Genomic DNA, 15,536 nt, shown 5'->3' with positions numbered 1-15,536 from the left:
GAGCAGTGGGCCATCCGCGACCAGGGCAACCGCCCGCACAAGCTGTTCCTGCACTTCTTCGAGTCCCCGGCCGAGGTGCTCGGCGACGAGAACGGCAAGGTCGTCGGTCTGCGCACCGAGCGCACCCAGCTCGACGGCACCGGCAACGTCAAGGGCACCGGTGTGTTCAAGGACTGGGACGTGCAGGCGGTCTACCGCGCCGTCGGTTACCTGTCGCAGAACATCAACCAGCTGCCGTTCGACGACCAGGCGGGCACCGTGCCCAACGAGGCGGGCCGCGTCATCGCCGACGAGAACGCCGACGGCCCGGCGCGCTACATGCCCGCCACCTACGTCACCGGTTGGATCAAACGAGGCCCTGTCGGCCTGATCGGCCACACCAAGGGCGACGCCAACGAGACCATCGCCTGCCTGCTCGCTGATCGCGAAACATTCGATGGGGCAACACATCCCGATCCCGCCTCGGTGCTCGGTTTCTTGCGATCGAAGGACGTGCCGTACACCACGTGGGAGGGCTGGTACCGGCTCGACAGCTACGAGCGCGCGCTCGGCGAGCCCGAGGGCCGCGAGCGCGTCAAGGTCGTCGAGCGCGAGGACATGCTCCGCGTGAGTCTCGGCTAACACATGCCGAATCGAAAGGCAACCACAATGACCGAACCGTTGGTATCGAAGGAACGAATCGCACAGGCGCTCGCGCTGGTCCAGGATCCCGAGATCCACCGTCCCATCACCGAATTGAACATGATCGACGCCATCGACGTGCGTCCCGGCAACCGGATCGCCGTCCGGGTGCTGCTCACCGTGGCCGCCTGCCCGATGCGGACCACGATCGACCGCGACGTCCGTGCGGCCGTGCTCGACGTTCCTGGCGTCGCGGAGGTGAGCGTCGAGTTCGGCGTGATGTCCGACGAGCAGCGGGCTGTGTTGCGTTCCCAGTTGCGCGGCGACGCACAGGACGATGTCGTACCGTTCGCCCAGCCCCACTCCCGGACCCGCGTCTACTGCGTGGCCTCCGGCAAGGGTGGCGTGGGAAAGTCCACGGTCACGGTCAATCTCGCCGCGGCCATGGCCGCGCGCGGGCTCGCGGTCGGTGTGCTGGACGCCGACATCCATGGCCATTCGATTCCCGGGATGCTCGGCGTCACCGGCGTTCCGACTCAGGTCGATCGGATGATCATGCCGCCGACGGCCCGCGGCGTCCGGGTCATCTCGATCGGCATGTTCCTCGATGCCGACAAGCCGGTGGTGTGGCGCGGGCCGATGCTGCACCGCGCGCTGCGGCAGTTCCTCGCGCAGGTGTTCTGGGGGGATCTGGACGTGCTGCTCGTCGACCTGCCGCCCGGCACCGGTGACATCGCGATCTCGCTGGCGCAACTGCTGCCCGATGCCGAACTGTTGATCGTGACCACGCCGCAGCCGACGGCGGCGGGCATCGCCGCGCGAGCCGGTGCCGTCGCGGCGGAGACGGGGCAGCGGGTGGTCGGTGTCGTCGAGAACATGTCCTGGTACGAAGATCCCGCGGGTGGCCGTCAGGCACTGTTCGGTGCGGGCGGTGGCCGCGCGGTCAGCGATCGGTTGACAGCCCTGCTCGGCTCCGAGTGTCCGCTGCTGGGGCGGATCCCGTTCCATCCCGACGTGGGCGCGGCGGGGGATCGGGGTGCACCGATCGTTGTCGCGGAGCCCAGCTCCACGGCCGCGAGCGCGCTCCGCGCTGTGGCACAGCGGCTTACCGTACGCCCCCGCGGCTTGGCGGGTCGCTCGCTGGCGGTCGCCGTGAAATGACCTCGTAGCCGGAAGTCGTTGCGGTAACGGCTGCGCCGAGTTAGGTTGTCCTTAGTTCTTGTTGAACATCGATTTCACTAATGCGGCCGAGGTGCGGGTGACTCCGGCCGACCGAGTGGGAGGACGAACCCATGGGCGCCGACGTCGAACTCGACGGGATCCCCCTGACCATGCTCTGGACCCTGCACAATCGAGCCAGCGAGTCCAAACGGCCCGACGCGATCCTGCGCGACCCCGACTGCGAGCGGATCTACGACGCGATCGCCTTCGACTACGAGCGGGCCTTCGGCAAGCCGGACGGCACGCACGCGGTGCGGTCGAAGATGTTCGACGCGGTGCTGCGGCCCTGGCTGGAGGCGCACCCCGGCGGCACGGTGGTGGAGCTCGCGGCCGGACTCGAGACGCAATTCCAGCGCTGTGACGACGGGCAGGTGCGGTGGCTGTGCGTCGACGTGCCGGACGCGATCGCGGTGCGCGAACGCTTCCTGCCGCCGAGCGAACGGTGCAGGCATCTGCCCGTGAGCGCGCTGGACACCGCCTGGCTGGACCAGGTGGACCCGTCGCACGGCGTATTCGTCACGGCGCAAGGGCTTTTCATGTACTTCGAGCCGGAGCAGGTGCGGCGGCTGTGCTCCGCGATCCTGGACCGATTCCCCGGCGTGGAGTTGATGTTCGACACCATCCCGCCCTGGTTCTCCCGCAAGACTCTGCGCGGCTTCCACAAGACCCCGCACTACGAGGCGCCGCCGATGCCGTGGGGCGTCCGGCGCAGCGACATCGCGGATCTGGTGCGCTCGTGGAGTCCGAAGGTCACCGAGGTGACGGTCTCGTCGTACAGCCCGTCGCACGGTCCGCTCCCCGCCACGCTGCCCCTGTTCGAGCTGCTGCCGGTCTTACGCGACATCCCGCCCGCGATCGCGCACGTGCGCACCGCCTGAATCGTGTTCCGAAGCGTGTCGGAGGGGTTTACGCTGTGAAACCATGACCGCCTTCACCGGCAAGGTCGTACTCGTCACCGGCGGCGCCCGCGGCATCGGTGCGGAGGTCGCCCGGCGACTGCACGCGCGCGGCGCGCGCCTGATCCTCGTCGATGTCGATCCGCCACCGCTGCGAGAACTCGCGGCGGAATTGGGCGGCGACGAACGTGTCTTAGCGGTCCCCGCCGACGTCCGCGACCTCGCCGCGCTGGAGGCCGCGGTCGCGAAAGGAATCGAGCGGTTCGGCGGCATCGACATCCTGGTCGCCAACGCGGGCATCGCCAGCTACGGATCGGTCCTTGCCGTAGACCCCGCCGCATTCCGGCGGGTGATCGAGGTCAACCTCGTCGGTTGCTTCCACACCGTCCGCGCCGCCTTGCCCTCGGTCGTCGAGCGGCGCGGGTACGTGCTGATCGTCTCCTCCCTCGCGGCCTACGTGGCGATGCCGGGGATGGCGGCCTACGACGCCGCCAAAGCCGGGGTCGAGCATTTCGCGAACGCGCTGCGGCTCGAGGTCGCGCATCGCGGAGTCGATGTCGGGTGCGCGCACATGTCGTGGATCGATACCCCGCTGGTGCGGGAGAGCTTCGCCGACCTGCCCGCGATGTCGCGCGGGCTCGCCGCGCTGCCCGGCCCGTTCCGCAAGACGACCTCGGTGCAGCAGTGCGCCGCCAGGTTCGAGCGGGGCATCGCGCGGCGCGCCAGGCGAATCAACGTTCCCGTGTGGGTCGGCATGCTCCGCTGGCTGCGGCCGCTGCTGCAACTGCGGCTCGTCGAGCGCTCGAGCGGCAAGACCACCAAGGACTGGTTGCCGGAAATGGACGATGAGGTGGCCGAGCTCGGTCGTTCGCTCAGCGCCCGGACGCAGGCGCTCGGCGAGGGCTAGCGTCGCCTCGGGCCACCGCCGCGTCTCGACTCCGCATCCGCTGCCGCGTGGGCTTTCTCGGTTCTCCCAGAAGGGAATTCAACCGTTTCACCACCGAAGTGGCAGGGAATTGGTAGTTTTCGCGGACCCGCGCGGATGCGTTCAGAAAGGTCGATGGGGGTTCGCGGAGATGTCCGTTTCGAAACTATCGGGAAGCGTGTCCGTCCGACGCCGTGATCGACTGCCGGGCAAGGGGATTCGCTCAGGCATCGTGGGCGCGGTGCGCGACGAGCTGGTCCGGGACCCGGCCGCGATCCCCGACCTGCCGCGGGTCGCGGCGGCGTTGTTTCTCAGTTCCCGCACGCTCTCCCGTCGGCTCAACGCGGAGGGGACGTCGTTTCGCGCGCTGGTGGACGAGGTCCGCAGGGCGCGGTCCGAACAGTTGCTCGGTCACACGCGCCTGACCACCGAGCAGGTCGCCAGCAGGCTCGGCTACTCCGAATCCGCCTCGTTCATCCGCGCCTTCCGGCGTTGGAACGGATGCCCGCCGCAGCAATTCCGTTCCCGCGGCGGGCATTCCGGCTGATCTCAGATCTTGCGGATGACCGTCACGACCTTGCCGAGGATGCGGGCGTCGTTACCCGGAATCGGCTCGAACAGCGGGTTGTGCGGCATCAGCCAGACGTCCTTGCCGCTGCGCTTGAAGGTCTTCACCGTGGCCTCGCCCTCGATCATCGCGGCCACGATGTCGCCGTTGTCGGCGACGTTCTGCTGGCGAACGACCACCCAGTCGCCGTCGCAGATGGCGGCGTCGACCATCGACTGGCCGACGACCTTCAGCAGGAACAGCGAACCGTCGCCGACCAATTCACGCGGCAGCGGGAACACGTCCTCCACCGCCTGCTCGGCGAGGATCGGCCCACCGGCGGCGATCCGGCCGAGCACCGGGACGAAGGTCGGGGTCGGACGGCTCGGATCGATCGCGGCGGCCTCGGCGTCCTCGATCGCGGCGCCGGGCAGGCTGGTCACCGCGCGCACCGCCTCGTCGAGGCCGCGGACGTCGACCGCGCGGGGGCGGTTGGGGTCGCGGCGTAAATAGCCCTTACGTTCCAGGGCCCGAAGTTGGTGGGCGACCGACGAGGTGGAGGTCAGTCCGACCGCGTCGCCGATCTCGCGGATGCTCGGCGGGTAGCCGCGCTCGCTCACCGAGGTCCGGATGACCTCCAGCACCTTGCGCTGACGCACGGTGAGATCTGCCCCGGTCAGCGACGGGTCGCCGCCGACTCCGCTCTCGTCGCCCGTGTCGTCTGTGTGGCTCACCGCAACCGCCCTTCCTGTCGTTGATGTCGCTTTTCGAATTTAGTCCGGTGACGCCCAGGTTTCAAACATCTGTTCGACGCATGTCGGGCGTTTCGTGCTGACTTCGGCGCCGTCGCGTGGTAGAAATCGAACATCAGTTCTTCGAACATGTGATCGAAAGCGACTCCCTTCGAGCCATCCCGCCTGCATCTACACGGAGGTTTGTCCGATGAACACAGCGATCCGCGAAATCCGCGCCGGCGAAACCGCTCCGGCCTCCGAGGCTCCGCACGACGATCTGGGTTTCGACTCCGTACCGAGGGTGCGGCGCGCGCATCGAGGCGGACTGCGCGCGCTGGACGGGCCGGGTCGCGCGGTGGCGGATCGTCGCCCGCGCGCGAGCAGGCCGGGCGGGACCGTGGAGCTGTATCGGCGCGGTCCCGTGCACACGCCCGCCGCCCGGCGCCCTCGCGGCTCGCACCCGGTCCCGACCGTGGAGCAGGCGCAGCTGGGCTTCGCGGTGCTGGCGGTCGCGGCCCTGCTGAGCGCGCTCGTGGTCGTTGCGCTGTTCGGCCTCGCCCATTGGCGGGCGGGCACTTTCGAGGAACCCGCCCACTCGACTTCGATTCCCGCGGAGATCGGACAGCAGTCGCACTACGGCGACTTCCCGCGCTGATCCTGCGAATCCGCCCGCTGATCCGCTGAGAGGTCGTGGCGGACGCCGTGTTGCCTCGGCGGGGCCTCATCCCTCGTCGGAGAGTCGGTCCAGCCACTCCTTCAGTAGATGTTGCTCCGCGCTGCTGAGGCTGGTTTGTTCCGGCAGCGCGGCTCGCAAGGCGCGGGCGGCGCCGGCCGGCCCCGCGTCGCGCACCGCAGGCTCCTCGGTGGTCACCGCGGCGACCATGGACTCCCGAAGGGTTGTCAGCAGGGCCGGGTTGCGTCGGTCCGGCGGCAGCGACAGCCAGGTGAGCACCGCGCCGCGCGCCGTTGCGTGGATGATCATGGCCGCGAGTTCCTCGTCTACGCGCAGCCAACCGCCCGCGGCGAGGCGTCGGATGCGGCCCATCAGAATCTCCATGCCCGCCTGGAACGCAGGCGAGTCAGCCCTTGTCGGCTCGCTGTACATCAGCGTGTACAGCGCGGGATTGTTCAGGCCGAACTCGACGGCCAGATCCCAGCCGTCCCTCAGATCGGCGAGCAGGTCCCGCGGGTCGGGATCTACGAACTTGCCTGCGAGGAATTTGGCGAAGCCGTACTCGGCGACCGCGTCCAGCAACCCGTCCTTGTCGCCGAACAGTCGATAGATGGCCGGCGGCTGCATGCCTGCCGCGACCGCGACCGCACGCGTGGTGACGGCATCACGGCCCTCGCGCGCGAGCAGATCGGCGGCGGCCTCGATGACCCGCTGCCGGGGCTCCCCATGACCTTTGTCCGCGGGGTCCGAGTCGGTAGCTCCGGGTCCGCTGTCTGCGTGTGCTGGCACGTATCAATGCTACAGCCTACGTGGTTCCATCGTTAATATCAGTGATACCATCACAATGATTCCATTGATAACAAGGACTGGAGCACATCGTGATCATCGTGACCGGAGCCACTGGACAGCTCGGCCGTCGAATAGTGGAGAGCCTGTTGACCCGGATGTCGGCCGACCGAATCGGCGTCAGCGTTCGTGACCCGCGGAAGGCGCAATCGTTCGCCGACCAGGGGGTGCGTGTGCGGCAAGGTGACTTCACCGACGCGGCAGGCCTTGCCGACGCCTTCGAGGGCGCCTCCCAAGTGCTCATCGTTTCTGTCGACAAGATGGGGGACGAGGCCGTGCGGCAGCACCGTGCCGCGATCGACGGAGCCGTCGCGGCGGGTGCCCGCCGCATCCTCTACACCAGTCACATGGGTGCGAGCGCCTCGTCGAAATTCCAGCCCTGCCGCGACCATGCCGCCACCGAAGACGCACTGCGCGCCGCCGGGGTGCCGTTCACCTCGTTGCGCAATGGCTTCTACGCCGCCAGCGCGGTGCGGTTCCTCGGCAATGCCTTGCAATCCGGCCGGGTCGAGCTTCCCGAGGACGGGCCGGTCAGCTGGACCACCCACGCCGACCTCGCCGAGGCGGCCGCCGCCATCCTGGCCGACGAAGGCTGCTTCGACGGCCCCACGCCGCCGCTGACCGCGTCTCAGGCCCTCACCTTCGCCGATGTCGCCGATGTCGCCACCGAGGTCGTCGGTCGCGCCATCACCAGGGTCACGGTGTCCGACGAGCGTTTTCGTGAGCACTTGATGGGCGGGGGAGTCCCCGCCGATGCGGCAGCGCAGCTGCTGGGCGTCTTCGCCGCCAGTCGCGCGGGGGAATTCGCTGCCGTCGACCCCACGCTGGCCGAACTGATCGGCCGTCGACCGAGTGGCGTGGACGCGGTGCTGCGCGAATCGTCCAGCGTGGCCGAAAATCTCGATCCATAACTAGAACGCGTTGTTACTGTGCTGAAAACGTGACCCAGGCAACACCTGCCTCGAACGATTTCGGGACCACTTGCAATGACGCAGCGACACACAGCGGGCCGCGCGGTCCGGGCTTTCGCCGGGCTCTTCTTCTGTCTTCTGTTGGGGCTCGGCGCGATTCCCGCCGCGCACGCCGACCCCGCCTACCACGGCTATCTGGATCTTCCGTCGGTCAACGGCGACGGTGAGTACGGTGGCGGACTGAATCCCGCACTGCCACTGGACGAACCGACGTTGCGCGCGGCGCTGGACCAGGCGCGCGCCGACGGCATCGCACCGGAACGCTATGCGACACTGCTGCATCAGTACTGGCTCGTGGTGGCGACCGGCAACGCCGCGATCGATCTGGCCGGGTGGGACCCCAGCCGCGGCGTGCGCGCCAACGAGCGCACGTTCAACCAGGTGTACGTCAACTATCTGCGGCTGACCACAGCGCATCCGGAGTTCTACTGGGCGGGTCTCGCCGGGATCGCCGGCGGCTCGTTCGCCTCCGGCTTCTTCGACATGAGCGATGTCGGCGTCGTTCTCGACGTGCCTGGCATCCATCAACTCGGCAACGCGGTCGCCGACCTGCTGCGCGGAACCCCCGAGGAACTGGTCGGCGAACTGCCCGCCGACATCCGGCTGCTCGCCACCGAGGGCACGCGGTTGTCCGCCGAGGACGTCGCCTGGTATCAGACCCGGCTGATGATCATGCAGAAGCACATCTTCACCGATCTCGTTCCGATGCACGAAGCCTTCGTCGCGCACGGCATGCCGGGAATCGATGAGATGTACGCCGCCGGAATCATCGACGCCGACATCCGGACCGCCTGGCAGTCGATCACGACGGGCACCCGCGACGGCTACATCGACGCGCTGATCCGCATGACCGACCGGGAGCAGAACCGCGTCATCGCCGACCAGTGGGACGTCACCTCCGCGGGGCGCGACGGCATCGGTCGCGTGCTCACCTACGTCAGCACCATCGCGGGCAAGCCCGCGGTGCCGGGCGTGCGCGCGCCCGGCGTCTTCGCCCCGGCCACCGTGCGCGCCGATCTCGGCGGCAGGCCGGTCGCGCTGCGCACCGCGCTGCCCGCCTTCAATTGGGCCGACCGGGAGGACCGCTGGACCTACATCATGGGCGACCTGGTGCCGCGCCACATCGACATGGAGTCCGACGCCGTGCTCGCCGCAGCCGTGCTCGGCGAGTCGTTCTGGCACAAACTCGCCCGAGGGCGGCTCGTGCCGCGCCTGCCCGAACTGCTCGCCGACCTGACCGCCCGGTGGCAACTCGTCGAGTGATGCGGCCCGCCGGGCGAAACTCCCGGTACCGGCACGGGTATCCTCGAAGAGCTATGGAGGTATACCGCGTGTCAATAGGGGTATACCTTGTGCCGGGTACATCGACGAAGGATCTCTCGGATGCATTGCCCGTACTGCCGACACCCTGACTCGCGGGTGGTCGACTCGCGCGAGGCCGAGGAAGGCGCGGCCATCCGCCGTCGACGTTCCTGCCCGAATTGTGGGCGGCGTTTCACCACGGTCGAGACCGCCATCCTGTCCGTGGTCAAGCGCAGTGGCGTCACCGAACCGTTCAGCCGGGAGAAGGTCATCCGCGGCGTGCGGCGCGCCTGCCAAGGTCGCGAGGTCGACGACGATGCCCTGAACCTGCTGGCCCAGCAGGTGGAGGACGCCGTGCGCGCGACGGGTTCGCCCGAGGTGCCCAGCCACGAGGTCGGCTTGGCGATCCTCGGCCCGCTGCGCGATCTCGACGAGGTCGCGTATCTACGCTTCGCGTCGGTCTACCGGTCCTTCACTTCCGCCGAGGACTTCGAGCGCGAGATCCGGGAGATGCGCGAGGCGCGTGCCGCGGCGGGCGTCGCCGCCGACTGATCCGCTCCGACTCCGAGCCCGCCGGACAACGTGATCCGGCGGGCTCGCTGTCGCTCGGAGAAGGCTGCGATCGTCCGCACTGCCCGCTAACGACGAATCGCGGCGATCGCTTTCTCGATCCGCTTGGCCGACACCGGATACGGCGTGCCGAGCTTCTGGGCGAACAGGCTGACCCGGAATTCCTCGATCATCCACCAGATCTCGGTGACATCGGGTGCCTGCTTGCGTCCCTCGGGCAGTGCGGCGAGCAAGCGGTCGTACGCGGCGAGGACGCGGTCGAGCTCGGCCATGCCCTGCCGGTCGCGCACGGCGGAACCGGGAAGCGATTCCAGACGGACCAGCGCGGCGCGCAGGTAGCGGGGGAGGTCCCGCAGGCGCGCGCTGCCCCATTCGGAGACGAAGCCGGGGAAGACCAGATCGTCGAGCTGGTGGCGGACGTCGTCGGCGATATCGCGCTCGGCGGTGCCTGCCAGCGCCGAGGACACCCGGTGCGCCTCGGCCAGCACCGGCACCACCGCGCGGACGATGCGGGCGACTTCTGTGGCGAGCTTGGGACGGATCGCGGCGACGAGGGCCTCGAATCGGTCCGGGCTGTGTACCGGGCCGCCCGCGCCCGCGATCAGTTCGTCGGCGGCCGCGGCACGGCAGTCCTCGACCAGCGCTTCCAGCGAACCGTACGGATTCTGGCTCAGCGCAAGACGATCCGTGGGGCGCAGCCCGGCGGTGACGGTGCGCACCGAGGTCGGGATCGCGTGCAGCACCAAGGCGCGGGTGCCCGCGCGCATGGCGGCGGCCTGTTCGGCGGGGGAGCTGAGCACCCGCACGGCGACGCCCTCGCCCTCGGGGACCAGCGCGGGATATCCGGTCACGGTCTGCCCGGCGACCTCGCGCCGCACCGTCGGCTCGACGGTGCCGAGGGACTCCGAGGTCCACACGGTGGCCGCGGCTCGTTCGGCGCCCGCGGTCGCGCGCGCCACGGAGGCCGAGACCTGTTCGGCGAGTTGGGTCTTCAGCGCGGTCAGGCTCTTGCCCTTGGCCAGTACCCGGCCCCGGGTGTCGACCGCGGCGAAGGTCATGCGCAGGTGGTCGGGCAGCGCGGCGGGATCGAGGTCGTTCGGGGTGATCGTCACCGATCCGAGCCGGGACAGCTCCCTGGCCAGGCCGGTGCGCAGCGGTTCGGCGCGCGGGGTGAGCGCGGCGAGCGCGGCGGCGGCGAAGTCCGGTGCCGGAACCACGCTGCGCCGCAACGACTTCGGCAGTGTCTTGATCAGCGCCGCGGCCAATTCCTCGCGCATGCCCGGCACCAGCCAGTCGAAGCCGACGGCGCGCACGTGCGCCAGCTGCTCGACCGGAATGCGCACGGTGACGCCGTCGTCCTCCTGGCCCGGCTCGAACTGGTAGGTCAGCGGGAAGCTCAGCTCGCCCTGGCGCCACGCGTCCGGGAAGTCCGTCGGATCCAGCGCCGCCACGTTCTCGTTGACCACCGTCGACTTCGAGAAGTCCAGCAGCGCGGGGTCTTTCCGCTTCGCGGTGCGCCACCAGCTGTCGAAATGCCGCGCCGAGACCACGTCCGCGGGGACGCGCTTGTCGTAGAACTCGAACAGCACCTCGTCGTCGACCAGGATGTCGCGGCGGCGGGCCCGGTGCTCGAGATCGGCCACGTCGTCGAGCAGTTCCCGGTTGCGATGGAAGAACTCGTGTTTGGTCTGCCACTCGCCCTGCACCAGCGCGTGCCGCAGGAACAGCTCGCGGGATACCTCGGGATCGATGCGGCCGTAGTCCACCGGTCGGCTCGTCACCAGCGGCACCCCGTACAGCGTGACCCGCTCGTAGGCGCGCGCGGAGCCGCGCTTGGACGACCAGTGCGGCTCGGAGTACGTGCGCTTCACCAGGTCGCCAGCCAGCCGCTCGGCCCATTCGGGTTCCACCCTGGCCGCCATGCGGCCGAACAGTCGCGACGTCTCGACCAGCTCGGCGGCCATCACCCAGCGCGGTGGCTTCTTCGCAAGCGACGAGCCCGGGAAGATCATGAACTTGGCGCCGCGCGCACCGAGGAATTCCCGGCTCTCCGCCTCGCGCACGCCGATGTGGGAGAGCATGCCCGCCAGCAGCGATTGGTGGATCGCAGTGGAATCCCAAGGGAGGCCGTCGTTTTCGAGTGCGACCTCCGAGGTCTTCGGCGTGCCACGGCCTCCGCGCCGCTTGCGATCCGTTCCGGCGGACTCGTCCGTCGTGCGGTCCGTCGGCACGGATTCCGTTGTGGGGACGGTTTTCGAGCCGCGTCCGTCAGTGGACCAACCCAGTCCCTTGGTGATGGTGCGTAGCTGCCCGTGTAGGTCCTGCCACTCCCTGATCCGCAGGTAGTGCAGGAACTCCTCGCGGCACATCCGCCGGAACTGATTGGACGACAGCGATTTGCGCTGCTCGGTGAGATAGTCCCAGAGCCGCAGATAGGCGAGGAAGTCGGAGCCTTCGACGACGAAGCGCGCGTGCTTGGTGTCGGCGGCCTGCTGGAACTCGGCGGGCCGCTCGCGGACGTCCTGGATCGACAGCGCCGCGACGATGATCAACACCTCGGCCAAGCACCCGTTGCCGTTGGCCTGCACCAGCATTCGCGCCATGCGCGGATCGACCGGCAGCTGCGCCATCTCGCGACCGACCGGCGTGAGCGCCAACGCGGCATCGGGACCCGCCGCGCCGCGGGCCAGCGCGCCCAGTTCCTCCAGCAGCGCGATGCCGTCGCGAATCGCGCGCTTGTCCGGCGCCTCCACGAACGGGAAGTTCTCGATGTCGCCGAGTCCGAGCGCGGTCATCTGGAGGATGACGGCGGCCAGGTTGGTGCGCAGGATCTCCGGTTCGGTGAACGCGGGCCGGGATTCGAAATCGTCCTCGGAGTACAGCCGGATGGCGATGCCGTCCGCGACGCGGCCGCAGCGCCCGGACCGCTGGCGGGCCGAGGCCTGCGAGACCTCTTCGATCGGCAGCCGCTGCACCTTGGTGCGCATCGAGTAGCGGGAGATGCGCGCGGTGCCGGGGTCGACCACGTAGCGGATGCCGGGCACGGTCAGCGAGGTCTCCGCGACATTGGTGGCCAGCACCACGCGGCGGCCGGTGTGCGGCGCGAAGACGCGGTGCTGCTCGGCGGTGGAGAGTCGCGCGTACAGCGGCAGGATCTCGGTGCGCGGCAGCTTCAGGTCGCGCAGCGCGTCGGCGGTGTCGCGGATCTCGCGTTCGCCGGAGAGGAACACCAGCACGTCGCCGTCGCCCTCGGCGAACAGCTCGCGCACCGCGTCGCCGATCGCGTCGACGGGGTCGCGGTCCACCACGCGGGTGTCCTCGTCGTCCTCGTCGGCGGCGGGGAGTTCCAGGCTCAGCGGCCGGTACCGGATCTCGACTGGGTAGGACCGGCCCGACACCTCGACAATCGGTGCGGGCGTGCCCTTCTCGTCGGCGAAATGCTTGGCGAACAGCTCTGGATCGATGGTCGCCGAGGTGATGATCACCTTCAGGTCGGGGCGGCGCGGCAGCAGCTGCTTCAGGTAGCCGAGCAGGAAATCGATGTTGAGGCTGCGCTCGTGCGCCTCGTCGATGATGATCGTGTCGTAGCGGCGCAGCAGGCGGTCGCGCTGGATCTCGGCGAGCAGGATGCCGTCGGTCATCAGCTTGACCAGGGTGCGCTCGGAGGCCTGATCGGTGAACCGCACCGTGTAGCCGATGACGTCGCCGAGCTCGGTGTCCAGTTCCTCGGCGATGCGTTCGGCGACGGTGCGCGCGGCCAGCCTGCGCGGCTGGGTGTGCCCGATCGCGCCGCGGATGCCGCGGCCCAGCTCCAGGCAGATCTTCGGGATCTGCGTCGTCTTGCCGGAGCCGGTCTCGCCCGCGACGATCACCACCTGGTTGGCCGCGATGGCCTCGGCGATGTCGGCGCGACGGGCGGTCACGGGCAGCTGTTCGGGGTAGCGAATCCGTGGCACCGCGGCCCGGCGTGCCTCGACGCGCAGTTCGGCGGCGGTGATGTCGGCGGCGATCTCCTCGAGGTCGGTGCCGCGCGCCCGGTCCAGCCGACGCCGCAGCCGGTACTCGTCGCGGAGGGAGAGATTCGCCAGGCGGGTGCGGAGCTCGCGGGTTCCGGTATCAGCTGTCCTGGTCATTGCGTCGTCCAGCGTACCGGGCGGGGCGTCACCGCCCGCCGCTGCCGGGCCGCCGCGGACGTCCTCGCCGATAGCCGAACGTATGCCGAGGGTGCCGAATCGGCGGGTCGCCGGTGCCGAGGTGTGCGAAGATCGGCCGATGGACGCGGGCTCGGGCACCTCGTGGGTAGTCAGAGGACTTCGCGTTGCCTTCGGTGTACTCGGCATCGTGGCGCTGGCCTGGATCCCGCTGCGCGATCTGGATACGGATACCTTCTCGCCCGCGAACTACTTCAGCTACTTCACCATCCAGTCGAACATTCTCGGCGTGATCGTGCTGCTGATCGGCGGCCTGCGGGATCCGACGTCGCGCCGCTGGCAGGTGCTCCGCGGTGCCGCGACGCTCTATCTGCTGATCACCGGCGTGGTCTACGCCGTGCTGCTGGCGAATATCGATGTCATGCTCACCGACCAGTGGATCAACGACATCCTGCACCGCATCCTGCCGATCGTGCTGGTCCTGGATTGGATTCTGATGCCGGTGCGCCTGGGCATCACCGGCAGGCTCATCGGAGGCTGGTTGATCTATCCCGCGGCGTACGGCGTCTACAGCCTCACACGAGGGCACGTCCTGGACTGGTATCCGTATCCGTTCCTGGATCCCCGCGGCCAGGGGTATGTCTCCCTGATCATCGGAATGATCATCTTGACCGGGGTGTTCGCGCTGCTGGCGGTCGCCGTCGCCGCCCTCGGCGGGCTCGCCCTGCGCCGGCGCGAACCAGGCGAGGTGGTGACATGAGCGAACGTAGTGAGCGAATCATGTGCCAGCGCGCTTCGCGCATGCCGGAGCCGAGCGCCAGCGAGGCGAAGGCATGAGCGCGTTGTGGCATGGATTCGCCGATATGGGCGCCGTCGAACGGGACGGCGCGTTCGTGATCGCGCGCGGCGAGGGCGCCTACGTCTACGACCAGTCGGGCGCCAGGTATCTCGACGCCACCGCCGGACTGTGGTTCGCCAACGTCGGGCACGGTCGCGCCGAGATCGCCGACGCGGTCGCCGCCCAGCTGCGCGAGATCGCGCACTACTCGAACTTCGGCGACTTGGCCGAACCGCCCACCAGGGAACTGGCCGAGCGGCTCGCGGCGATCGCGCCGGTGCCCGGCAGCAAGATCTTCTTCACCTCCGGCGGATCGGACGCGATCGACACCGCCGCCAAACTGGCAAGGCGCTACTGGCACCAGGTGGGCAGGCCGGAGAAGACGATCGTGGTGGGCAGGGAACGCGCGTATCACGGAATGCACGTCGCCGGAACGGCTTTGGCGGGGCTGCCGCTCAACCGCGAGGGGTACGGCGAACTCATGCCCGACGCGCGCACCGTCGCGTGGGACGACGCCAAGGCGTTGCTCGCGCTGATCGAGGAGGTCGGCGCCGAACACATCGCCGCCTTCTTCTGCGAGCCGATCATCGGCGCGGGCGGGGTTTACCTGCCGCCGGAGGGCTACCTGGGCGAGGTGCGCCACATCTGCGACGAGTACGAGATCCTGTTCGTCGCCGACGAGGTCGTCACCGGATTCGGGCGCATCGGCGGCAGCTGGTTCGCCTCGAGCCGCTTCGACCTGCGGCCCGACCTCATGACCACCGCAAAGGGGCTCACCAGCGGCTACCTGCCGATGGGCGCGGTGTTCGTCGCGCCGGAACTGGCCGAGCCGTTCTTCGGCGGCGGCGTGTGGTGGCGGCACGGATACACCTACGGCGGGCACGCCGCCTCGGCGGTCGCGGCGCTGGTCAACCTCGACATCCTCGAACGCGAGAACCTGCTCGCCGAGGCCGCCCGGCTGGAACGGACCTTGCACGAGAAGCTCGCGCCGCTGGCCGAGCATCCGCGCGTGGCGGAGGTGCGCAGCGGGCTCGGCGCGGTGGCCGCGGTGCAGCTGGCGGACCCCTCCGAAGCGCCTGCCTTCGTCAAAGAGCTACGCGCCCAGGGTGTTTCGAGCCGGGCTGCCGGTCAGGGCGCGATGCAGGTATCGCCACCCTTCGTAATGACCGACGCTCAAGTCGACGACTTGGCCGCCGCGTTCACCCGCGCGCTCGGCTGACGGCTCACAGCGCCAGCGTCAT

The 15,536-nt window shown here is 69.1% G+C and carries 14 protein-coding genes; 11 read left to right on the top strand and 3 right to left on the bottom strand.

All coding sequences use genetic code 11. The features are described from left to right. The 5 genes from CRP45_RS30735 to CRP45_RS34090 all read left to right on the top strand — a co-directional run. Positions 1 to 621: ferredoxin--NADP reductase domain-containing protein (locus CRP45_RS30735; protein WP_483869976.1), on the top strand; the 621-nt coding region annotated here is incomplete at its 5' end. A 27-nt stretch (positions 622 to 648) separates the two neighbouring features. Further along, the gene (locus tag CRP45_RS30730; protein WP_218841205.1) at positions 649 to 1,782 is read left to right on the top strand and encodes an Mrp/NBP35 family ATP-binding protein; all 1,134 of its coding nucleotides are present in this window, start codon (positions 649 to 651) and stop codon (positions 1,780 to 1,782) included. 131 nt (positions 1,783 to 1,913) lie between these two features. Beyond that, the gene (locus CRP45_RS30725) at positions 1,914 to 2,720 is read left to right on the top strand and encodes a class I SAM-dependent methyltransferase (protein ID WP_097248116.1); all 807 of its coding nucleotides are present in this window, start codon (positions 1,914 to 1,916) and stop codon (positions 2,718 to 2,720) included. Positions 2,721 to 2,763: 43 nt separating this feature from the next. After that, positions 2,764 to 3,645: an SDR family oxidoreductase gene (locus CRP45_RS30720; RefSeq protein ID WP_097248115.1), complete on the top strand. Its 882-nt coding sequence runs from the start codon at positions 2,764 to 2,766 to the stop codon at positions 3,643 to 3,645. A gap of 196 nt (positions 3,646 to 3,841) precedes the next feature. Continuing rightward, on the top strand, positions 3,842 to 4,210 hold the full coding sequence (locus CRP45_RS34090) for a helix-turn-helix domain-containing protein (protein ID WP_179831062.1): 369 nt from the start codon (positions 3,842 to 3,844) through the stop codon (positions 4,208 to 4,210). Positions 4,211 to 4,212: 2 nt separating this feature from the next. Here the strand turns inward: CRP45_RS34090 and lexA are convergent, their stop codons facing one another. Further along, complete coding sequence (gene lexA, locus CRP45_RS30710) at positions 4,213 to 4,890, bottom strand: transcriptional repressor LexA (RefSeq protein ID WP_097248151.1); 678 nt, start codon at positions 4,888 to 4,890, stop codon at positions 4,213 to 4,215. A 262-nt stretch (positions 4,891 to 5,152) separates the two neighbouring features. Here lexA and CRP45_RS30705 point away from each other — a divergent pair, with 262 nt between their 5' ends. Beyond that, the gene (locus tag CRP45_RS30705; RefSeq protein ID WP_097248113.1) at positions 5,153 to 5,599 is read left to right on the top strand and encodes a hypothetical protein; all 447 of its coding nucleotides are present in this window, start codon (positions 5,153 to 5,155) and stop codon (positions 5,597 to 5,599) included. 66 nt (positions 5,600 to 5,665) lie between these two features. Here CRP45_RS30705 and CRP45_RS30700 read toward each other — a convergent pair whose 3' ends face one another. Then, a complete protein-coding gene (locus CRP45_RS30700; protein WP_097248112.1) occupies positions 5,666 to 6,406 on the bottom strand; it encodes a TetR/AcrR family transcriptional regulator in 741 nt (246 codons plus the stop codon). Between the two features lie 98 nt (positions 6,407 to 6,504). Here CRP45_RS30700 and CRP45_RS30695 point away from each other — a divergent pair, with 98 nt between their 5' ends. The 3 genes from CRP45_RS30695 (at position 6,505) to nrdR (ending at position 9,288) form a co-directional block, all read left to right on the top strand. Continuing rightward, complete coding sequence (locus CRP45_RS30695; RefSeq protein ID WP_245910602.1) at positions 6,505 to 7,374, top strand: NmrA family NAD(P)-binding protein; 870 nt, start codon at positions 6,505 to 6,507, stop codon at positions 7,372 to 7,374. Between the two features lie 75 nt (positions 7,375 to 7,449). Beyond that, positions 7,450 to 8,697: a hypothetical protein gene (locus CRP45_RS30690; RefSeq protein WP_097248110.1), complete on the top strand. Its 1,248-nt coding sequence runs from the start codon at positions 7,450 to 7,452 to the stop codon at positions 8,695 to 8,697. Between the two features lie 120 nt (positions 8,698 to 8,817). Next, entirely contained in the window at positions 8,818 to 9,288 is a 471-nt protein-coding gene (gene nrdR, locus CRP45_RS30685) for a transcriptional regulator NrdR (protein WP_067779472.1), read from the top strand. Between the two features lie 86 nt (positions 9,289 to 9,374). Here nrdR and hrpA read toward each other — a convergent pair whose 3' ends face one another. Then, positions 9,375 to 13,439, bottom strand: a complete 4,065-nt coding sequence (hrpA, locus tag CRP45_RS30680) for an ATP-dependent RNA helicase HrpA (RefSeq protein ID WP_097248109.1) — start codon at positions 13,437 to 13,439, stop codon at positions 9,375 to 9,377. Positions 13,440 to 13,578: 139 nt separating this feature from the next. Here hrpA and CRP45_RS30675 point away from each other — a divergent pair, with 139 nt between their 5' ends. Together CRP45_RS30675 and CRP45_RS30670 are read left to right on the top strand one after the other, a co-directional pair. Further along, complete coding sequence (locus tag CRP45_RS30675) at positions 13,579 to 14,217, top strand: Pr6Pr family membrane protein (protein ID WP_097248150.1); 639 nt, start codon at positions 13,579 to 13,581, stop codon at positions 14,215 to 14,217. Between the two features lie 73 nt (positions 14,218 to 14,290). Beyond that, positions 14,291 to 15,514 (top strand): aminotransferase family protein, encoded by a 1,224-nt coding sequence (locus CRP45_RS30670; protein WP_097248108.1) that lies wholly within the window; start codon positions 14,291 to 14,293, stop codon positions 15,512 to 15,514. The last annotated feature ends 22 nt before the right edge of the window (positions 15,515 to 15,536 follow it).

Origin of the sequence: Nocardia amikacinitolerans, assembly GCF_900215415.1 — a bacterium.
Classification (GTDB): domain Bacteria; phylum Actinomycetota; class Actinomycetes; order Mycobacteriales; family Mycobacteriaceae; genus Nocardia; species Nocardia amikacinitolerans.
This window is presented reverse-complemented; position numbering and strand designations above follow the sequence as displayed.

Excerpts from the sequence above, each read along its gene's own strand:
- CRP45_RS30730 (WP_218841205.1), top strand. The coding sequence starts at position 649 with ATGACCGAACCGTTGGTATCGAAGGAACGAATCGCACAGGCGCTCGCG.
- CRP45_RS30725 (WP_097248116.1), top strand. The coding sequence starts at position 1,914 with ATGGGCGCCGACGTCGAACTCGACGGGATCCCCCTGACCATGCTCTGG.
- CRP45_RS30720 (WP_097248115.1), top strand. The coding sequence starts at position 2,764 with ATGACCGCCTTCACCGGCAAGGTCGTACTCGTCACCGGCGGCGCCCGC.
- CRP45_RS30705 (WP_097248113.1), top strand. The coding sequence starts at position 5,153 with ATGAACACAGCGATCCGCGAAATCCGCGCCGGCGAAACCGCTCCGGCC.
- CRP45_RS30690 (WP_097248110.1), top strand. The coding sequence starts at position 7,450 with ATGACGCAGCGACACACAGCGGGCCGCGCGGTCCGGGCTTTCGCCGGG.
- nrdR (WP_067779472.1), top strand. The coding sequence starts at position 8,818 with ATGCATTGCCCGTACTGCCGACACCCTGACTCGCGGGTGGTCGACTCG.
- hrpA (WP_097248109.1), bottom strand. The coding sequence starts at position 13,439 with ATGACCAGGACAGCTGATACCGGAACCCGCGAGCTCCGCACCCGCCTG.
- CRP45_RS30675 (WP_097248150.1), top strand. The coding sequence starts at position 13,579 with ATGGACGCGGGCTCGGGCACCTCGTGGGTAGTCAGAGGACTTCGCGTT.
- CRP45_RS30670 (WP_097248108.1), top strand. The coding sequence starts at position 14,291 with ATGAGCGCGTTGTGGCATGGATTCGCCGATATGGGCGCCGTCGAACGG.